The organism is Paraburkholderia sp. D15 (assembly GCF_029910215.1).
Classification (GTDB): domain Bacteria; phylum Pseudomonadota; class Gammaproteobacteria; order Burkholderiales; family Burkholderiaceae; genus Paraburkholderia.
In genome coordinates this window covers 343,291-359,388 of sequence record NZ_CP110397.1, presented here as the reverse complement: position 1 = coordinate 359,388, position 16,098 = coordinate 343,291, and the positions used below count along the sequence as shown (strand labels likewise).

Sequence of the window (16,098 nt, the reverse complement as noted above, 5' to 3'; positions counted from 1 at the left end):
AGCGCGCAACGCCCGTACCAGGCGCCATTCTGACGACAGACTGCGCACGAACGCTCGCGCCGCACCCTGTCTGCCTTCGCAACGAGGATTCGATGACCCTGTCAGACTTTATCGACTCGCATCTTGAGGCACTAATTGATGACTGGACCGCTTACGCGCGGGCACTCAGTCCCGCAGAAAGCCAGCTTACAGACGAACAGCTCCGCAATTCGGCGCGCAACCTGTTGACGGGCATCGCGGCAGATATGCGCGAACTTCAGACCGCCCGGCAGGCGGTTGAAAAGTCGCATGGCGACCGGCCGTCCCCCAATTCAGCGGTTAATTACGTTGGACGCCAGCACGCAGACGACCGTCTGGCCCACGGCTTTGATGTCAATGACGTTGTGGCCGAATTCCGTGCTTTAAGAGCCAGTGTCCTGCGACGATGGCAAGCGGAATGCCTCATCGACGCCGCAAGCTTTCACGAGATGATCCGTTTCAACGAAGCGGTCGATCAGATGGTTGCGGAGTCGGTGCGACGGCACTCGCAGCGCTCCGAACGCATCCGGGATCTGTTTGCCGGCGTGCTTGCTCATGATCTGCGCTCTCCGGTCGGCGCGATACTGAACTCGATACAGGCGGTTCAGCTCGACAAGAAACTCTCGTCCACGAGTCTTCGGGCGATCACCATTGCGCTAGCCAGCGCCATCAGGGCGAAACGGCTGGTTGATGACCTCTTTATCTTTGCGCGCGCGCGCCTCGGCTCCGCGCTTCCCGTGGAGCTGACGCAGCAGGATATGGGACGCATCTGTGAAGGGGCGCTCGAAGAGGTGCGCGCCTCGCATCCAGACGCAAGTATCCGGCTGCAACTCAAAGGCGAACTCAGCGGCGTGTGGGATGGTGCAAGGATAGGGCAGCTATTCGTCAACCTGCTGACCAATGCCGTCCAGCACGGTTCGGCGGACGTGATTCTGCATGCAGATGGCAGCGTCACCGATAAGGTGACTGTTGCCGTTTGGAATGGCGGCGACCCGATACCGGAGCAGGCGCTTCCGACCATTTTCAATCCCTTAACCCGTGTGAGTCTGGAGCGCGAGCAAGGGAGCAAACCGTCTGGCCTTGGGCTCGGTCTTTTCATTTGTCGCTGCATTGCCGAGGCTCATGCAGGAACAATCACTGTGGAATCGAATACGGACGGAACCGTCTTCAAGGTCCAGGTCCCCCGTTTTCCAGCCGATCGCGCTGACTGACTATCTGGGTCAGCGCGTCGGTCAAGGGCGGTGGTGGTAGGCCGGTGGTCCGGCGGATGCGACCAGCGCACCAGAACGTCCGGGAATGTACCTTCGCTTTTTGCCCGCCGTATCTTGTCGACGGCGTTCCAGCCGCGCACGTACGGCGCGAAACTCCGCTGGCTGGAAACTGGTTGATCATGATGTGCCTCCCTACAGGTTGATGTAACGGGGAGTCAGCAACGGGCGTTCCCACGGTTCTGTTTCCGGTGCGGGGTGCGGATGCGTGCGAGGCATGGCCCTTGCGGCGCTGTTGCACGACAGCGCACGCCGCTCCTTGCCGGCTTGCCGGCGAGGCGGCGCGCGTTCTCTATCCACATTCACCAGGGAGATTTCGATGAACCACTTCAAGGGAAGCGCAAAGGGAAGCATGGCGAAGGCATTGCTGGCATCGGCGCTGATCGTGGTGTCGGGCGCGGCATTCGCGCAGTCGTCGGGCGGCGGTAACGGCAACGGCGGAAACGGCGGCGGCGGCGGCGGCGGCTCGGGCAACGCGCATGGCGCGGCGACGGCGGCGCCGACCGACGGCAATCAACCTTCGTCGGGCGCGGCGATGAGTTCCAGTTCCGGCTCGATGAAAATGCATCACACCACCAAGTCGAAAACGAAAACGAAGAAGCCGATGACCGACACCACCAACACCCCCGGCGCGGATGCAAGCAGCGATACGAAGGGGCAGTGACGGGATAGGCGTGGAGGAGCGGCTGCCGCACAATACGCGCTGGCGCTGACCGGTAGCTCCGGCGGCCTCCGTTTCCAGCCGCTTTTGGTTACGTTGTCGTTTTCGCTGTTGTTTTTGCACTGTTACGGTCGTAGATCTATGGCCGTTTCCCTGCTCACCTTCGATGACTGTTTGAGCTACTCGTCAACGAATCGGTGATGCTGTCCGCCACAGATATTTTCCACACCTCGCGTCCGTTCGCGCTGATAGGGATTAAGAGGCGGCGGTGTGCCGAGCACGCGGTGTGCCGGGAGGCGAAAAATAATGACCCGATCCGGCCTCGATTAAGGAAGGGCGGCGCGTTCGAATTAGCGTCGGCAAAGCTTCGGCCATAATTACGTTACGGCGTCTATCCCTGATTTTCTGTCCATTGATGGATCGTAATATTGGCACGCCAATTCGTTATCTTGCGATGCAAACGGAGGAGTATGCGTAGTCCGGACGACACCACGCCCCTGTCCTCGCTGTGCGCGTCCGCGACGCGGTCGAGCGCTATTGCTATTGCCGCAGTCGCTCCACGGGGCCCGTCGGCGCGTGGCGTGGTTGGCCGGATTCGCCGGCAGATCGCCGATTTAACGCTCCGCCGTCACCGCAAGGCGGCGAGTTGCGCGGCTAGACATGCCACCATCGCTGCCGGTCCCGCACCCGCAGGTAGAGACGGCCAACGTGATCAGCCGGGCTTTTTCGACCGTTGTCACGCAAAGCATGCGCCTTTGATAACGCGGCCTGCGAAGGGTTCCTCGGCCGGTTCAAAATGCGAAGGTCCGTGTACTCGTGCAGAGACCGCAGTCGAGCGGTCCAGCTGTGTCGGAAGTTGGGCAAACGCATCAGGGCAACAATCAGACCCGTAGCAGCGAAAATTAAGCAATCTTGTTCTTGTTGTACACGTCGATAAACACGGCGGCGAGTAGGACGAGTCCCTTGATGACCTGCTGATAGTCGATGCCGATTCCCATGATCGACATGCCATTGTTCATCACACCCATGATGAATGCGCCGATTACGGCACCCATCACCTTACCGACACCGCCTGATGCCGACGCGCCACCGATGAAACATGCGGCGATCACGTCCAGTTCGAAGCCAGCGCCGGCTTTCGGCGTGGCGCTATTCAACCGGGCCGCGAAAATAAGCCCTGCGAGCGCCGCGAGGACACCCATATTGACGAATGCATAGAACGTGACGCGTTCGGTGTTGACGCCCGAGAGCTTCGCGGCTTTTACATTGCCGCCCACCGCGTAAATGCGCCGTCCTATCGTGGTGCGATTCATCAGAAACGTATAGGCGCTAATGAGTGCTGCCATGATGATGAGCACGGTCGGCATGCCGCGATACGATGCAAGCATATAGCTGAATCCGACAATGAACGCCGTGAGCACCACGTTTCTGACAATGAACATGCTGAAAGAGCGATTGCCCACGCCGTGCTTCGCGGATTGGTTTCGCTGACGGAACTCGATATAGAAAAAAGCGAGACCGACCAGAAGACCGAGCAACAGCGACGTAATGCGAATCTCCTGCCCGTGGAAGAAATCTGGAATGAAGCCGGAACTGACAATCGCGAATACATCGGGAAAAGGTCCGATAGACTGGCCTTGCAGCAGGGTGATGGTTAATCCACGAAAGACGAGCATGCCGGCGAGCGTCACGATAAATGACGGCATGCGCCAGAACGCGACGAAATACCCCTGCGCGGCGCCGATCACCGCACCTGCCACCACGCAAGCCAGTGTGCCGAGCACCGGGTTCACGTTCCCTTGCACCATCAGCAACGCGGCTAGCGCACCGATGAATCCGGAAATCGATCCGACAGAGAGATAGATCTGACCGGCCACGATCACCATGAGCATGCCGAGCGCCATGATGACGATATAGCTGTTCTGAAGAATCAGATTCGTCAGATTCAGCGGTTGCATCAAGGTGCCGTTGGTCGACAACTGAAAGAAGCCCATGATGATCACGAGCGACACAACCAGGCCGTATTCGCGCAGGCCGCGCTTGACCGAGCGGCGGATGTCGGCGTGAGAGGCTTGCACGTCGGACGACGTGGACGCGACCGGCGTCTGAACAGACTCGCGCATTTCAGTGAGCTCCATTTCTCATGATGGCACGCATGATGTCTTCCTGGCTGGCGTTCGCGCCGGAGATTTCGTCGACAATGCGTCCTTCGTTCATTACATAGATGCGATCGCACATGCCCAGCAGTTCCGACATTTCGGAAGAGATCATGACGACGCATCTCCCGTCACTCGCTGCCTGGTTGATGATGGTGTAGATCTCGTACTTTGCACCCACATCGATACCGCGCGTGGGTTCGTCGAGAATGAGTACTTCGGGTGCCGAGTGCAGCCATTTGCTCAGCACCACCTTCTGCTGATTGCCGCCCGACAGATTGCCCACTTTCTGGCTTATGTCGTGACAGCGAATCCGCAGCTTCGCGCGGTAATCCAGCGCAATAACGCTTTCCGCGTATTCGTCCACCACAGAGAAACGCGATACCGAGTCGAGATTGGCGAGCGAGATGTTGCGCTTGATGGTGTCGTCGAGCAGCAGGCCCGCGCCTTTTCGATCTTCCGTCACGTAGGCGAGGCCGTGGCGGATGGCTTTCGGCACCGTGGATACGTCCACTTCCTTGCCTTTGATCTTCACCGTGCCGGAAATGTTCTTGCCGTAAGAACGGCCGAACACGCTCATCGCGAGTTCCGTGCGACCTGAGCCCATCAGTCCGGCAATGCCGACCACTTCGCCGCGCTTCGCCTGAAAACTCACACCCTTGATGACCAGCCGCTCCGTCTGACCGGGATGGTGCACTTTCCAGTCGTTCACCTCGAACATCGTTTCGCCGATACGCGGCTTTTCAGGCGTATGTGGCGTGCGCGGCGGATAGCGGTCGTTCATCTCGCGTCCCACCATCGCCTTGATGATGCGATCCTCGCTGATGGCTTCGGCCTTGCAGTCGAGCATGTCGACGGTCGAGCCGTCACGAACCACGGTAATGACATCCGCCACGCGCGAGATTTCATTCAGCTTGTGAGAAATGAGAATGGCAGTGACGCCGCGCTCGCGCAATTCGATCAGCAGCTTGAGTAGCGTGTCACTGTCTTTTTCATTCAGACTGGCGGTGGGTTCGTCAAGGATCAGAAGTTTGACTTCTTTCGACAACGCTTTCGCAATCTCAACCAGTTGCTGTTTGCCGATACCGAGCGTGACCACGGGCACATCCGGCGACTCGCTGAGGCCGACCTTCGTCAGAAGTTGCCGCGTCTTCGCATACGACGCATCCCAGTCGATCACGCCGCTCGTCGCCTGTTCGTTACCGAGAAAAATGTTCTCGGTAATGGACAGCATGGGCACGAGCGCCAGTTCCTGATGAATGATGATGATGCCCGCGTGTTCGCTGTCGCGGATTCCCGAAAACCTGCGTTCTTCTCCGCGATACACCACTTCTCCGGCATAACTGCCGTGCGGATATACGCCGCTCAAGATTTTCATCAACGTCGATTTGCCGGCGCCGTTCTCGCCGCATATCGCGTGAATTTCGCCTTCGCGGACAGTCAGATTCACATTGTTCAGCGCCTTGACGCCGCCAAAGCTCTTCTGGATACCGCGCATTTCAAGAATCGTATTCATGAACTCGTGCCTGTTGCCGTGGATTCTCGCAAGGTGCAAACGCGGACTTACTTGAGTTGCGATTCCTTGTAATAGCCATTCGAAACGAGCACGGTCTTCCAGTTGCCGCTGTCCACCAGAACCGGTTTCAGCAGAGATGTCGGCACGACTTTCACGCCGTTGTTATAGGTTTTCGTATCGTTGACGGGAACCGGTTTGTTGTTCAGCGCGGCGTCCGCCATGTCGACGGCGGCCTTCGCCAGTTCACGCGTGTCCTTGAAAACAGTGGTTTTCTGATCGCCGCGAATGATCGCCTTGATGCTCGGAATCTCCGCGTCCTGGCCGGTAATCACGGGCATCGGCTGTTGCGCGGTGCCGTAACCCACGCCCTTCAACGCGGAAATGATGCCGATGCTGATGCCGTCATACGGCGAAAGTACTGCGTCCACATGTGAATTGCCATAATACGCGCTCAACAGGTTGTCCATGCGTGCCTGAGCCGTCGCGCCGTCCCAGCGGAATGTGGCGACCTTGTCGAATGCAACCTGCTTGCTGCGCACCACGGCCTTGCCGCTGTCCATATACGGCTTCATGACGGAGAGCATGCCGTCGTAGACGACGTGTGCGTTGTTGTCGTCCGCCGAGCCGGCAAAGATCTCGATGTTGGCGGGGGTCTTGCGATTGTTCAGATCGAGCGATTTGACGACGGAGTCGGCCATCATCGCGCCTACACCGAAATTGTCGAATGTCGCGTAGTAGTCCACGTCCCTGGTGCCGCGAATCAGGCGGTCATAAGCAATCACCTTGATACCGCGCGCTTGCGCCTTGCTGAGCGTATTGGATAGGGTGGTGCCGTCGATCGGCGCGATCACCAGAATTTTTACGCCCTTCGTAATCATGTTCTCAATCTGCGCAATCTGGTTCGGCACTTCGTCTTCCGCGTACTGCAAATCGGGCTGATACCCTTTGGCCTTGAATGCGTCGACCATGCTCTGGCCGTCGGAAATCCAGCGCGACGACGACTTGGTGGGCATGGAAATGCCCACCATGCCGTTGTCGTCGGCATGAGCGTAGGGCGCCGCTGCGCAGAAGCTGAGCGCGAGCGCGGCCGCGACTAGTTTGAGCGATTTCATGTTGTCTCCTGGTAGATCGAGTTGTAGTTGGGGCACGACGTGGGACTGCGGCGCCATTCCACGCATACCGCGGACGGCACGGTAAACAGCGCGCCAATTCAGGCTGCAAGATAGACGATTCGGGGCTGAGTAAAAAAGTTGTCGCGGGCGAAATCGACGGATGGCGGATCGGCCGCGACTGTGGTCGGCAAATTGACCGTGACTGCACGGCTGTGACTGTGACGGCGAAAATGCTGCGCAATGTCGAGCGACGCGGTGCACAGTCCGCTACACGGCGATGACGTGCCGTCAGGCGTTTCGTTCGCGAGGTGCAATGCGTGCGCGTAGTCGTCGGCGTCCAGCACGACGGCGATCGGCCCGAACACTTCGTCGCGCGCCACCGGCACGCCTGCTTTTCCAAGCAGCAACGCGGGTTCAAAGAAATAACCGCGCGTCCCACGCTCCAGCACGCGGCCGCCGTGAATCCGCTGCGCGCCGCGTTCTTCGGCTCTTGCCACGGTGTCCAGATTGCATTGCACGCGCCCTTCGTCAAATAGGGGACCCACGTCCGCGCCACGCTTTAACGCGTGATCGACGGTGAGCCGTTCGAGCCGGGAATGCAGCGCGTGGGTGAAAGCGGCGCGCACACCGTGCTCGACAATCAGTTTTGACGCCGCGGCATAACGTTGACCGTTCATCCCATATGCACTCGCAACGGCGACATCGACCGCCTTGTCCAGATTCGCGTCGTTCAGCACGATCAGTGCGCTGTTGCCGCCCGTTTCCAATTGCACGCCGATCCGGCGCGCGGCGCCCGCCTGCAGCACGCTTCGCGCGGTCAGCGTCGATCCGGTGAAACTCACGCCTTGAACGCCGGCGTTCGCGACGAGCCGCGCACCAGCGACCCGGCCGCTGCCGAGCAAAAGATTGAATACGCCTGCGGGCAAACCCGAACGGCTGATGATATCGGCGAGTGCCCACGCGCAACCCGCAACCAGTTCGGCGGGCTTGAACACGACGCAATTGCCTGCGCTGAGCGCGGCGGCGATTTTCGCGGCGGGAATGGCGAGCGGAAAACTCCACGGCGTGATGACCGCCACCACGCCGAGCGGTTCGGAGCTGACGTCAACGTCCATTGCTGCAGCGCCGCGATGAGCGCGAAGACAGTCGCTGGTCCGGTGCACGGCTTCGACTGCGAAGAAGCGAAATACCTGTCCCGCCCGGATCGTTTCTTCCATGGCTTCCGGCAGCGTCTTGCCTTGTTCGCGTGCCAGCAGGCGTGCCAGTTCGATGCGGCGTGCGAGTATTTCAGTGCCTATTGCATCGAGCGATTCCGCGCGCCGTGCCGAGCCGACGCGCGCCCACTCGCGGCGCGCGGCGCTCGCCGAATCGATCGCCGCGTCCACCATCCGTGCGTCGGAGCGAGCGTATTCACCTATGGGTTCATCGAGATCGGACGGATTCAGTGACATGCCCGTGGTCGCGCTCGTCGTCCAACTGCCGTTCAGGTAGTGCTTGAATACCAGAGGAAGATGCGATTCGCGTTTCATCTCGGGGCGAGGCGACTCATAGTTCGACGGTCGGATTCCAAGGAAGCCCCTGATTCCTTTCCAATCACTTTTTCGCCAGCATCGATACCAAAGCAGGTATGGCGTTCTGGTCGCTATTCATTGAAACTGGGTTGTACCCAAAACGTGGGAGCCGGCATTGGCACAGGGATACTCGAACTGGTTCGTGCGCGCGCGCCTGAAGACGCGTCAACTGTTATTGCTCGCAGCCATGGAGGAAGAGGGCAACGTGCGTCGCGCGGCGGACGTGCTCGGCATGACGCAGCCCGCCGCGTCGCGATTGCTGAAAGAACTCGAAGATGCGCTCGACGTGCGGCTTTTCGATCGCACTCAGCACGGCATGCAGGCGACGCTGTATGGCGAAGTGATGATCCGTCATGCGCGCATGGTGTTATCGAACCTCAATAAGGCACAGGACGAGATTGCCGCGTTGCGGGTCGGCCTGATGGGCGAAGTGCGGGTCGGCGTGATTGCTGCCGCGGCCGCGCGCATGGTGCCGCTTGCCGTTGGGCGCGTGAAAGAGCAGTACCCGCAATTGCAGATTTGGCTGAACGTCGAGACCTCCGACGTGATGCTGCCGCTTCTGATGCAAGGCCAGATCGACGTGATGATCGGGCGCGTGCTGCCGCAGCATGGTCAATTGAAAGACGCTGTGCAGTTCACGCCGATTGCCGACGAACCGCTGTGCGTCGTCGCGCGGCCTGGCCACCCGTACGAACAGGCTGCCGGTCTGACGCTGCGCGATATTGTGAACGCACAATGGGTGCTGCACGCGCCCGGTAGCGTGCTGCGTCATCGGATAGATCTTGCGTTTGCAGAGCTCGGGCTGAATCCGCCGCAGAACGTGGTAAATACCAACAACTTCCTCGCCATTTCGAGCTTGCTGCTGCAAAGCGACATGCTCGCCGTGGTGCCCGACGAAGTAGCGCGTCAGTACGAGAGCTTCGGCACGTTAAAGCGGCTTGCAATCGAATTGTCTTGCCGGATGGACACGTTCGGCATCATCACGCGCCAGGATCAGGCGTTGTCGCCGGCGGCGAACGTGGTGCTGCGCGCATTGGAGAGCGCGGCCGCGGAAGTCTACGGGACGTTGACAGACACGATCGACGCGTGACGCCGAGCACGATATACCAACATTGATATCGACATCGCCGAATTACTGATTGGACCAACATGAGATCGTGAGACTACTCTTGCGCAGGGCTCGAACGAGCTCGTGACCTCGGACTTCGAGCCGCGGCAGACGCGATCCATCAGGAGACAGCCATGAAACACATCCGACGCACGGTGCTCGGTGCAATGCTTGGTTCGGCGCTGGTACTCGTTGCGAGTGTCAACGCACACGCCGAAGACAAAAAGATCACGCTCGGCTTCGCGCAGGTCGGCGCTGAAAGCGCCTGGCGTACGGCGAATACGGTGTCGGTGAAGTCGGCCGCGAAAGAGGCGGGTATCAACCTGAAGTTCTCCGACGCCCAACAGAAGCAGGAGAACCAGATCAAGGCAATTCGCTCATATATTGCGCAAAAGGTGGACGTGATCGCGTTTTCGCCCGTGGTCGAAACCGGTTGGGAACCGATTCTGACTGAAGCGAAAGCCGCGAAGATTCCCGTCATTCTGACGGATCGCAATATCGATGTGAAAGACAAGTCGCTTTACGTGACGATGATCGGCTCGGACTTCCTAGAAGAAGGAAGACGCGGCGGCAAGTGGCTCGAAGAGCATTACAGGAACGATAAAGGGCCGGTCAATATTGTCGAATTGCAAGGTACGGTAGGTTCCGCGCCGGCGAACGATCGTCGCGCGGGTCTGCTGGAAGTCATCAAGAACGACCCGAAGTTCAAGGTGATCGCATCGCAAAGCGGCGACTTCACGCTCGCGGGCGGCAAGCAGGTGATGGAAGCATTCGTGAAGACCTACGGTAAGCAGATCAACGTGGTCTACGCGCATAACGACGACATGGCGCTCGGCGCAATCCAGGCGATGGAAGAGGCGGGCATCAAACCGGGCAAGGACGTGACGGTCGTTTCGTTCGATGCGACCAAAGGCGGATTCGAAGCGATGGTTGCGGGCAAGATCAACGTGGACGTGGAATGCAGTCCGCTACTCGGACCGCAATTGATGACCGCCGTGCAGGACGTGGTGGCGGGCAAGCAGTTGCCGAAGCGGATCGTGACGGAGGAGACCATCTTCCCGATGAGCGTGGCCGCGCAGACACTGCCGCAACGTAAGTACTGACGCGTCGGACATGGCGTGTAACTGCATGCGTTTGCATGCAGTTACGTATGGAGTTCATCGCGCTCACGCGATGGATCACCGTCCTCTTCTTACGGCGAGATCCATGACCGACACTCCCGTGCTTGAAACGATAGGGTTGTGCAAAAGCTTTCCCGGCGTGCGCGCGCTGCATGAAGTCGATTTCCGTCTGTATAGAGGAGAAATTCATGCGTTGATGGGGCAGAACGGCGCGGGTAAGTCTACGCTCATCAATGTACTGACCGGCGTGCACGAACCCGACGCGGGCGATATCCGACTCGGCGGTACTGCCGTGAATTTGGCTTCGCCGCTTGAAGCGGAAGCGGCCGGCATTCGCACGCTGTATCAGGAAGTCAATCTGTGCCCGAATCTCTCGGTAGCCGAAAATGTGTTCGCGGGCCGTCAAACCAAACGGTACGGCATGATCGACTGGAAAAGCATCCACCGTAAAGCTGAGCGCTCACTTGCGGAACTGAATGTTTGGGTCGATGTGAGCAAATCGCTCGACACGTACCCCATTGCGGTGCAACAGATGGTGGCAATTGCGCGCGCGCTGTCGGTCGACGCGCAGGTGCTGATTCTCGACGAACCTACTTCCAGCCTCGACGACGGCGAAGTCACGCGGCTCTTCGACGTCTTGCGCAACTTGCGCGACGCAGGTCTTGCGATTCTGTTCGTCACGCATTTTCTTGAGCAGATGTATGCGATATCCGACCGCATTACGGTGATGCGCAACGGCGAGCGCGAAGGCGAGTATCTCGCGAAAGATCTGGCTGTGTCGCAACTGGTGTCGAAGATGGTTGGGCATGAACGCGTGACGGAGCGCCTCGAGCGTGCCGCCACCGATCTGCCGGCACAAGCAAGTGCTACGGAACCGTTTGTGGAAATGCGCGGCGTCGGCAGGCGTGGCCTGATGAATCCGGTCGACATTGAAATGCAGCGTGGCCAGATACTCGGTCTCGCGGGGCTGCTCGGCTCGGGGCGAACGGAGACCGCGCGTCTGCTATTCGGCGCGGAGCATTCGGATACGGGCGCAACCATCGTGAATGGCAAGCCGGTGAAACTGCATTCACCGCGCGACGCCGTGCGCCAGGGTATTGGCTATTCCCCGGAAGATCGCAAGAAGGAAGGCATCGTCGCCGATCTTTCTATACGGGAGAACATCATTCTCGCGGTGCAGGCGCGTCGCGGTGTGTGGCGTTGCATCGGCAAGTCGAAACAACGCGAGCTTGCCGACCGTTATATCGAACAACTCGGGATTCGCGCGCGCGATGCGGAGCAGCCTGTCGGTCTGCTCTCCGGCGGCAATCAGCAAAAGGTCTTGCTCGCTCGCTGGCTCGCGACAGAACCGAAAATGCTGATTCTCGACGAACCGACGCGCGGGATCGACGTTGCCGCGAAGTTCGAGATCATGGACCGCGTGCTGGCGCTGTGTGCGAACGGATTGGGCATTCTGTTCATATCGTCCGAAGTAAGTGAAGTGGTGCGCGTGAGTCATCGCATCGCGGTCTTGCGCGATCGCCGCAAAGTTGCCGAAGTCGCGGGCCACACCGCTTCCGAAGATGACGTGTATCGCCTGATTGCCGGAGGATCGGAATGAAGCCATGGAGCCGGATTGAAACGCTCGTTCAGCATCCGTTGCTGTGGCCGTTCGTCACGCTTGTCGCGTTGTGTCTACTCGATCTCACGCACAATGCGCATTTCCTTTCCATCACGCTGATGGACGGTCATCTGTTCGGCGCGCCTATCGACATTCTCAATCGCGCGGAGCCGCTCGTGCTGGTCTCGCTTGGCATGACGCTCGTGATTGCCACGCGTGGCATCGACATTTCGGTCGGCGCGATCGTCGCCATCGCGGGCGCCACGGCGGCCACGATACTTGCCGACAATCCCGCGAACGTGCCGCTCGCTTTGCTCGCGGCCTTGGCAGTCGGTTTGCTTGCGGGCGCGTGGAACGGGCTCCTCGTCGCCTTTATCGGCATGCAGCCAATCATCGCGACACTCATTCTGATGGTCGCGGGACGCGGCGTCGCGCAACTGCTGACAGGTGGCCAGATTATTCCAATCGGCGCGCCCGGCTATTTGCGCGTGGGCGGCGGATATCTGGCGAGTGTGCCGTGTTCGGTGTGGGTAGCGGCGAGTGCGCTCGTCATGACCGCATTGCTCGTCAATCGTACGGCACTCGGGCTTTTCATTCGTGCGATCGGCGTGAATCCGGTGGCGACCCGGCTCGTGGGTTTGCGCGCGAGCATGATCGTGTTCGGCGTCTATGCGTTTTCGGGTTTGACGGCGGCGTTGGCAGGCATTCTGGCGAGTTCGAACGTGCGCAGCGCGGACGGCAACAACGCCGGCCTGCTGCTTGAACTCGACGCGATTCTCGCGGTGACGTTAGGCGGCACGTCGCTGCTCGGCGGACGTTTCAGTCTTGCGGGCACGGTGTTGGGCGCGCTCATCATCCAGACGCTGACATATACGACGTATTCGATAGGCGTGCCGCCCGAAGCGACGCTCGTGGTCAAGGCGGCGGTGGTGCTGGCGGTCAGCGTGATCCAATCGTCGACGGCGCGCGCGGTTTTAATGCGGCAATGCAGGCGCGTTCTGCCATTCATGTCGAAGCAACGCTTCGCGGAGACGTCACGATGAGTCATCTTTTTGATCGCGTGACCGATCCGCGCATCCTGCCGATCGTTGTTACCGTCGTTCTGTTTGCCGTGCTGTTCGGCTTCGGCTCGGTGATGTACACGGGTTTCTTCTCGCTGCAAGTGTTGATGGGTCTGCTCACCGACAACGCGTTTCTGCTGATCGTCGCTATCGGCATGACGTTTGTGATCGTGTCGGGCGGTATTGATCTTTCTGTCGGCTCAGTCGTTGCGTTGACCACCATCCTGTGCGCCGTATTCACCGAGCGTTTGCACTGGCCCGCCTGGGTGATTCTGCCGCTCGTGCTCGCTTTCGGTGCGGCGTATGGCGCGGCGATGGGTGCCTTGATCCACTTTTTCCGTTTGCAGCCGTTCATCGTCACACTGGCGGGCATGTTTCTCGCGCGTGGCGCGTGCTTTCTGATTACCACGCAATCCATCACGATCGACGATCCTACATTTCATGCGCTGTCGGCGTTTCATATCGACGTGGGCGGCGCGCCGCTCACCACGGGCGCGCTGATCGCCGTTGCGACGCTGCTCATCGCGATCTTCGTCGCGCACTTTACGCGCTTTGGCCGCAACGTGTATGCGGTCGGCGGCAATGAGCGCTCGGCGCTGCTGATGGGGCTGCCCGTTTCACGCACGAAGGTCGGCGTCTATGCATTGAGCGGCTTGTGCTCCGCACTCGGGGGCGTGGTGTTCACGTTGTACGTGCTGTCGGGATATGGGTTGCAGGGGCAGGGCATGGAACTCGACGCGATTGCCGCAACGGTGATCGGCGGCACGTTGCTGACGGGCGGCGTGGGTTATGTGATCGGCTCGGTGTTCGGCGTCGGCATTCTTGGCACCATCCAGACGCTGATTACTTTCGACGGCACGCTCAGTTCATGGTGGACGCGCATCGTGATCGGCGCGCTGCTGTGCGCGTTCTGTCTGCTGCAACGCGTGATCGAACGGCACGCTGCGCGGCGCAAATCGAATGGGACGACGCTGGGTAAAGGACTAAAAACGGCTACGCCGCACGCGCCTTTGTCGCCTGAATCGAACGGCGAGCCCGAACCGCTTTCCATGGTTCCGAGAACCTGAATTCAACGACTATCAACGGGAATACGTTATGCCCAACGAAAAGCGCCCGCTCCGATCCGCACAATGGTTCGGAACGCAGGATAAGAACGGCTTCATGTATCGAAGCTGGATGAAAAATCAGGGCATTCCCGATCACGAGTTCCAGGGCAAACCGATTATCGGCATCTGCAATACGTGGTCGGAATTGACGCCATGCAATGCGCACTTCAGAAAGCTCGCGGAGCACGTCAAACGCGGTGTATTCGAAGCGGGTGGGTTTCCCGTGGAGTTTCCGGTGTTTTCTAACGGCGAATCCAACTTGCGACCCACGGCGATGCTCACACGCAATCTCGCAAGCATGGACGTGGAGGAGTCGATTCGCGGTAATCCCGTGGACGCTGTCGTGCTGCTGGTGGGTTGCGACAAGACCACGCCCGCGCTGCTGATGGGCGCGGCGAGTTGCGACGTACCCGCGATTGTCGTGAGCGGCGGACCGATGCTCAATGGCAAGCATCAGGGACGCGACATCGGTTCGGGCACCGTGGTCTGGCAACTGAGCGAGCAGGTGAAGGCGGGCAAGATTACGCTGCATGATTTCATGTCGGCGGAAGCGGGCATGTCGCGCTCGGCGGGAACATGCAACACGATGGGCACGGCTTCGACCATGGCGTGCATGGCCGAAGCGCTCGGCGTCACGCTGCCGCACAACGCAGCGATTCCCGCAGTCGACGCGCGGCGTTATGTGCTCGCGCATATGTCCGGCATGCGCATTGTCGAGATGGCGTTGCAGGACCTGCGTTTGTCGAAACTGCTCACGCCCGAAGCGTTCGGAAACGCGATTCGCGTGAACGCGGCGATAGGCGGCTCGACCAATGCGACGATTCACCTGAAGGCGATTGCGGGCCGCATTGGCGTCGATCTCGAACTGGACGACTGGACGCGCATTGGACGAGGCACGCCCACGCTTGTCGATCTGCAGCCGTCCGGGCGCTTTCTCATGGAGGAGTTCTATTACGCGGGGGGCCTGCCTGGCGTAATACGGCGTCTGGGCGAAGCGGGCCTGCTGCCCCATCCCGACGCGCTGACGGCGAACGGCCAGTCACTGTGGGACAACACGAAAGACGCGCCGATTTATGACGACGAGGTGATACGCCCAATCGAGAATCCGCTCGTAGCTGACGGTGCTTTGTGCATTCTGCGCGGCAATCTCGCGCCGAATGGCGCGGTCTTGAAGCCGTCGGCGGCGAGTCCCAATCTGCTCAAGCATCGCGGCCGCGCGGTGGTGTTCGAGAATTTCGACGACTACAAGGCGCGCATCGGGAACCCTGAACTGGATGTCACGGCCAACTCTGTGCTCGTGATGAAAAACTGCGGCCCGAAAGGTTATCCGGGCATGGCCGAAGTCGGCAACATGGGTCTGCCGCCAAAACTGCTGGAACAGGGCGTGACGGACATGGTCCGCATTTCCGACGCACGCATGAGCGGCACCGCTTATGGCACGGTGGTGCTGCACGTCGCACCGGAAGCGCGCGCAGGTGGACCGCTTGCTGTCGTGGAGGAAGGGGACTGGATCGAACTGGACAGCTTTGCAGGGCGCCTGCATCTCGACATCAGCGACGCGGAGCTGAGCGCGCGGCTGGCACGCTGGTCGCGGGAAAGCATGGACGTTGATGGCTTTACGAGCGGCTACCGCAAGCTGTATGTCGATCACGTTCTGCAAGCGGACCAAGGCTGCGATTTCGATTTTCTGGTCGGCTGCCGCGGCGCCGACGTTCCGCGCCACTCGCATTGAAACGGTGGGGAAACACGCCGCTTCGCACATTCACACCCGACTCACACGACAAGCAGGAAGCGATCCTC

The 16,098-nt window shown here is 59.8% G+C and carries 12 protein-coding genes; 8 read left to right on the top strand and 4 right to left on the bottom strand.

Features of this window, described 5'->3' with window-relative positions; translation table 11 throughout:
* Positions 1-92 precede the first annotated feature (92 nt).
* Positions 93-1,229, top strand: coding sequence for a sensor histidine kinase (locus LFL96_RS36210; RefSeq protein WP_281004025.1), 1,137 nt, complete (start codon positions 93-95; stop codon positions 1,227-1,229).
* 376 nt (positions 1,230-1,605) lie between these two features.
* Entirely contained in the window at positions 1,606-1,950 is a 345-nt protein-coding gene (locus LFL96_RS36205) for a hypothetical protein (protein ID WP_281004024.1), read from the top strand.
* 899 nt (positions 1,951-2,849) lie between these two features.
* Here LFL96_RS36205 and mmsB read toward each other — a convergent pair.
* The 4 genes from mmsB to LFL96_RS36185 all read right to left on the bottom strand — a co-directional run bounded on the left by mmsB (position 2,850) and on the right by LFL96_RS36185 (position 8,260).
* Entirely contained in the window at positions 2,850-4,070 is a 1,221-nt protein-coding gene (mmsB, locus tag LFL96_RS36200) for a multiple monosaccharide ABC transporter permease (protein WP_281004023.1), read from the bottom strand.
* 1 nt (position 4,071) lies between these two features.
* Positions 4,072-5,619 (bottom strand): multiple monosaccharide ABC transporter ATP-binding protein, encoded by a 1,548-nt coding sequence (mmsA, locus tag LFL96_RS36195; protein ID WP_281004022.1) that lies wholly within the window; start codon positions 5,617-5,619, stop codon positions 4,072-4,074.
* Between the two features lie 47 nt (positions 5,620-5,666).
* Positions 5,667-6,731: a multiple monosaccharide ABC transporter substrate-binding protein gene (chvE, locus tag LFL96_RS36190; protein ID WP_281004021.1), complete on the bottom strand. Its 1,065-nt coding sequence runs from the start codon at positions 6,729-6,731 to the stop codon at positions 5,667-5,669.
* Positions 6,732-6,829: 98 nt separating this feature from the next.
* Positions 6,830-8,260, bottom strand: coding sequence for an aldehyde dehydrogenase family protein (locus LFL96_RS36185; protein WP_281004020.1), 1,431 nt, complete (start codon positions 8,258-8,260; stop codon positions 6,830-6,832).
* Positions 8,261-8,417: 157 nt separating this feature from the next.
* On the opposite strand from LFL96_RS36185, the gene LFL96_RS36180 reads away from it, so the two are divergent.
* From LFL96_RS36180 to LFL96_RS36155, 6 genes are all read left to right on the top strand, one after another.
* Entirely contained in the window at positions 8,418-9,392 is a 975-nt protein-coding gene (locus tag LFL96_RS36180; protein WP_281004019.1) for a LysR family transcriptional regulator, read from the top strand.
* A 152-nt stretch (positions 9,393-9,544) separates the two neighbouring features.
* Complete coding sequence (locus LFL96_RS36175) at positions 9,545-10,513, top strand: ABC transporter substrate-binding protein (protein WP_281004018.1); 969 nt, start codon at positions 9,545-9,547, stop codon at positions 10,511-10,513.
* 103 nt (positions 10,514-10,616) lie between these two features.
* A complete protein-coding gene (locus tag LFL96_RS36170; protein WP_281004017.1) occupies positions 10,617-12,131 on the top strand; it encodes a sugar ABC transporter ATP-binding protein in 1,515 nt (504 codons plus the stop codon).
* Positions 12,128-13,174 carry an ABC transporter permease gene (locus LFL96_RS36165; RefSeq protein ID WP_281004016.1) on the top strand — a complete coding sequence of 349 codons (1,047 nt, stop codon included), beginning with the start codon at positions 12,128-12,130 and terminating at the stop codon, positions 13,172-13,174. Before LFL96_RS36170 ends, LFL96_RS36165 begins: the two co-directional genes overlap by 4 nt.
* Positions 13,171-14,259 carry a galactofuranose ABC transporter, permease protein YjfF gene (gene yjfF, locus LFL96_RS36160; protein ID WP_281004015.1) on the top strand — a complete coding sequence of 363 codons (1,089 nt, stop codon included), beginning with the start codon at positions 13,171-13,173 and terminating at the stop codon, positions 14,257-14,259. Before LFL96_RS36165 ends, yjfF begins: the two co-directional genes overlap by 4 nt.
* Positions 14,260-14,287: 28 nt before the next feature.
* Complete coding sequence (locus LFL96_RS36155; RefSeq protein WP_281004014.1) at positions 14,288-16,030, top strand: IlvD/Edd family dehydratase; 1,743 nt, start codon at positions 14,288-14,290, stop codon at positions 16,028-16,030.
* Positions 16,031-16,098: the final 68 nt, after the last annotated feature.

What these genes read in the sequence shown, in the direction of transcription:
- LFL96_RS36210 (WP_281004025.1), top strand. Translation starts at nt 93, where the DNA reads ATGACCCTGTCAGACTTTATCGACTCGCATCTTGAGGCACTAATTGAT.
- LFL96_RS36205 (WP_281004024.1), top strand. Translation starts at nt 1,606, where the DNA reads ATGAACCACTTCAAGGGAAGCGCAAAGGGAAGCATGGCGAAGGCATTG.
- mmsB (WP_281004023.1), bottom strand. Translation starts at nt 4,070, where the DNA reads ATGCGCGAGTCTGTTCAGACGCCGGTCGCGTCCACGTCGTCCGACGTG.
- mmsA (WP_281004022.1), bottom strand. Translation starts at nt 5,619, where the DNA reads ATGAATACGATTCTTGAAATGCGCGGTATCCAGAAGAGCTTTGGCGGC.
- chvE (WP_281004021.1), bottom strand. Translation starts at nt 6,731, where the DNA reads ATGAAATCGCTCAAACTAGTCGCGGCCGCGCTCGCGCTCAGCTTCTGC.
- LFL96_RS36185 (WP_281004020.1), bottom strand. Translation starts at nt 8,260, where the DNA reads ATGAAACGCGAATCGCATCTTCCTCTGGTATTCAAGCACTACCTGAAC.
- LFL96_RS36175 (WP_281004018.1), top strand. Translation starts at nt 9,545, where the DNA reads ATGAAACACATCCGACGCACGGTGCTCGGTGCAATGCTTGGTTCGGCG.
- LFL96_RS36170 (WP_281004017.1), top strand. Translation starts at nt 10,617, where the DNA reads ATGACCGACACTCCCGTGCTTGAAACGATAGGGTTGTGCAAAAGCTTT.
- LFL96_RS36165 (WP_281004016.1), top strand. Translation starts at nt 12,128, where the DNA reads ATGAAGCCATGGAGCCGGATTGAAACGCTCGTTCAGCATCCGTTGCTG.
- yjfF (WP_281004015.1), top strand. Translation starts at nt 13,171, where the DNA reads ATGAGTCATCTTTTTGATCGCGTGACCGATCCGCGCATCCTGCCGATC.
- LFL96_RS36155 (WP_281004014.1), top strand. Translation starts at nt 14,288, where the DNA reads ATGCCCAACGAAAAGCGCCCGCTCCGATCCGCACAATGGTTCGGAACG.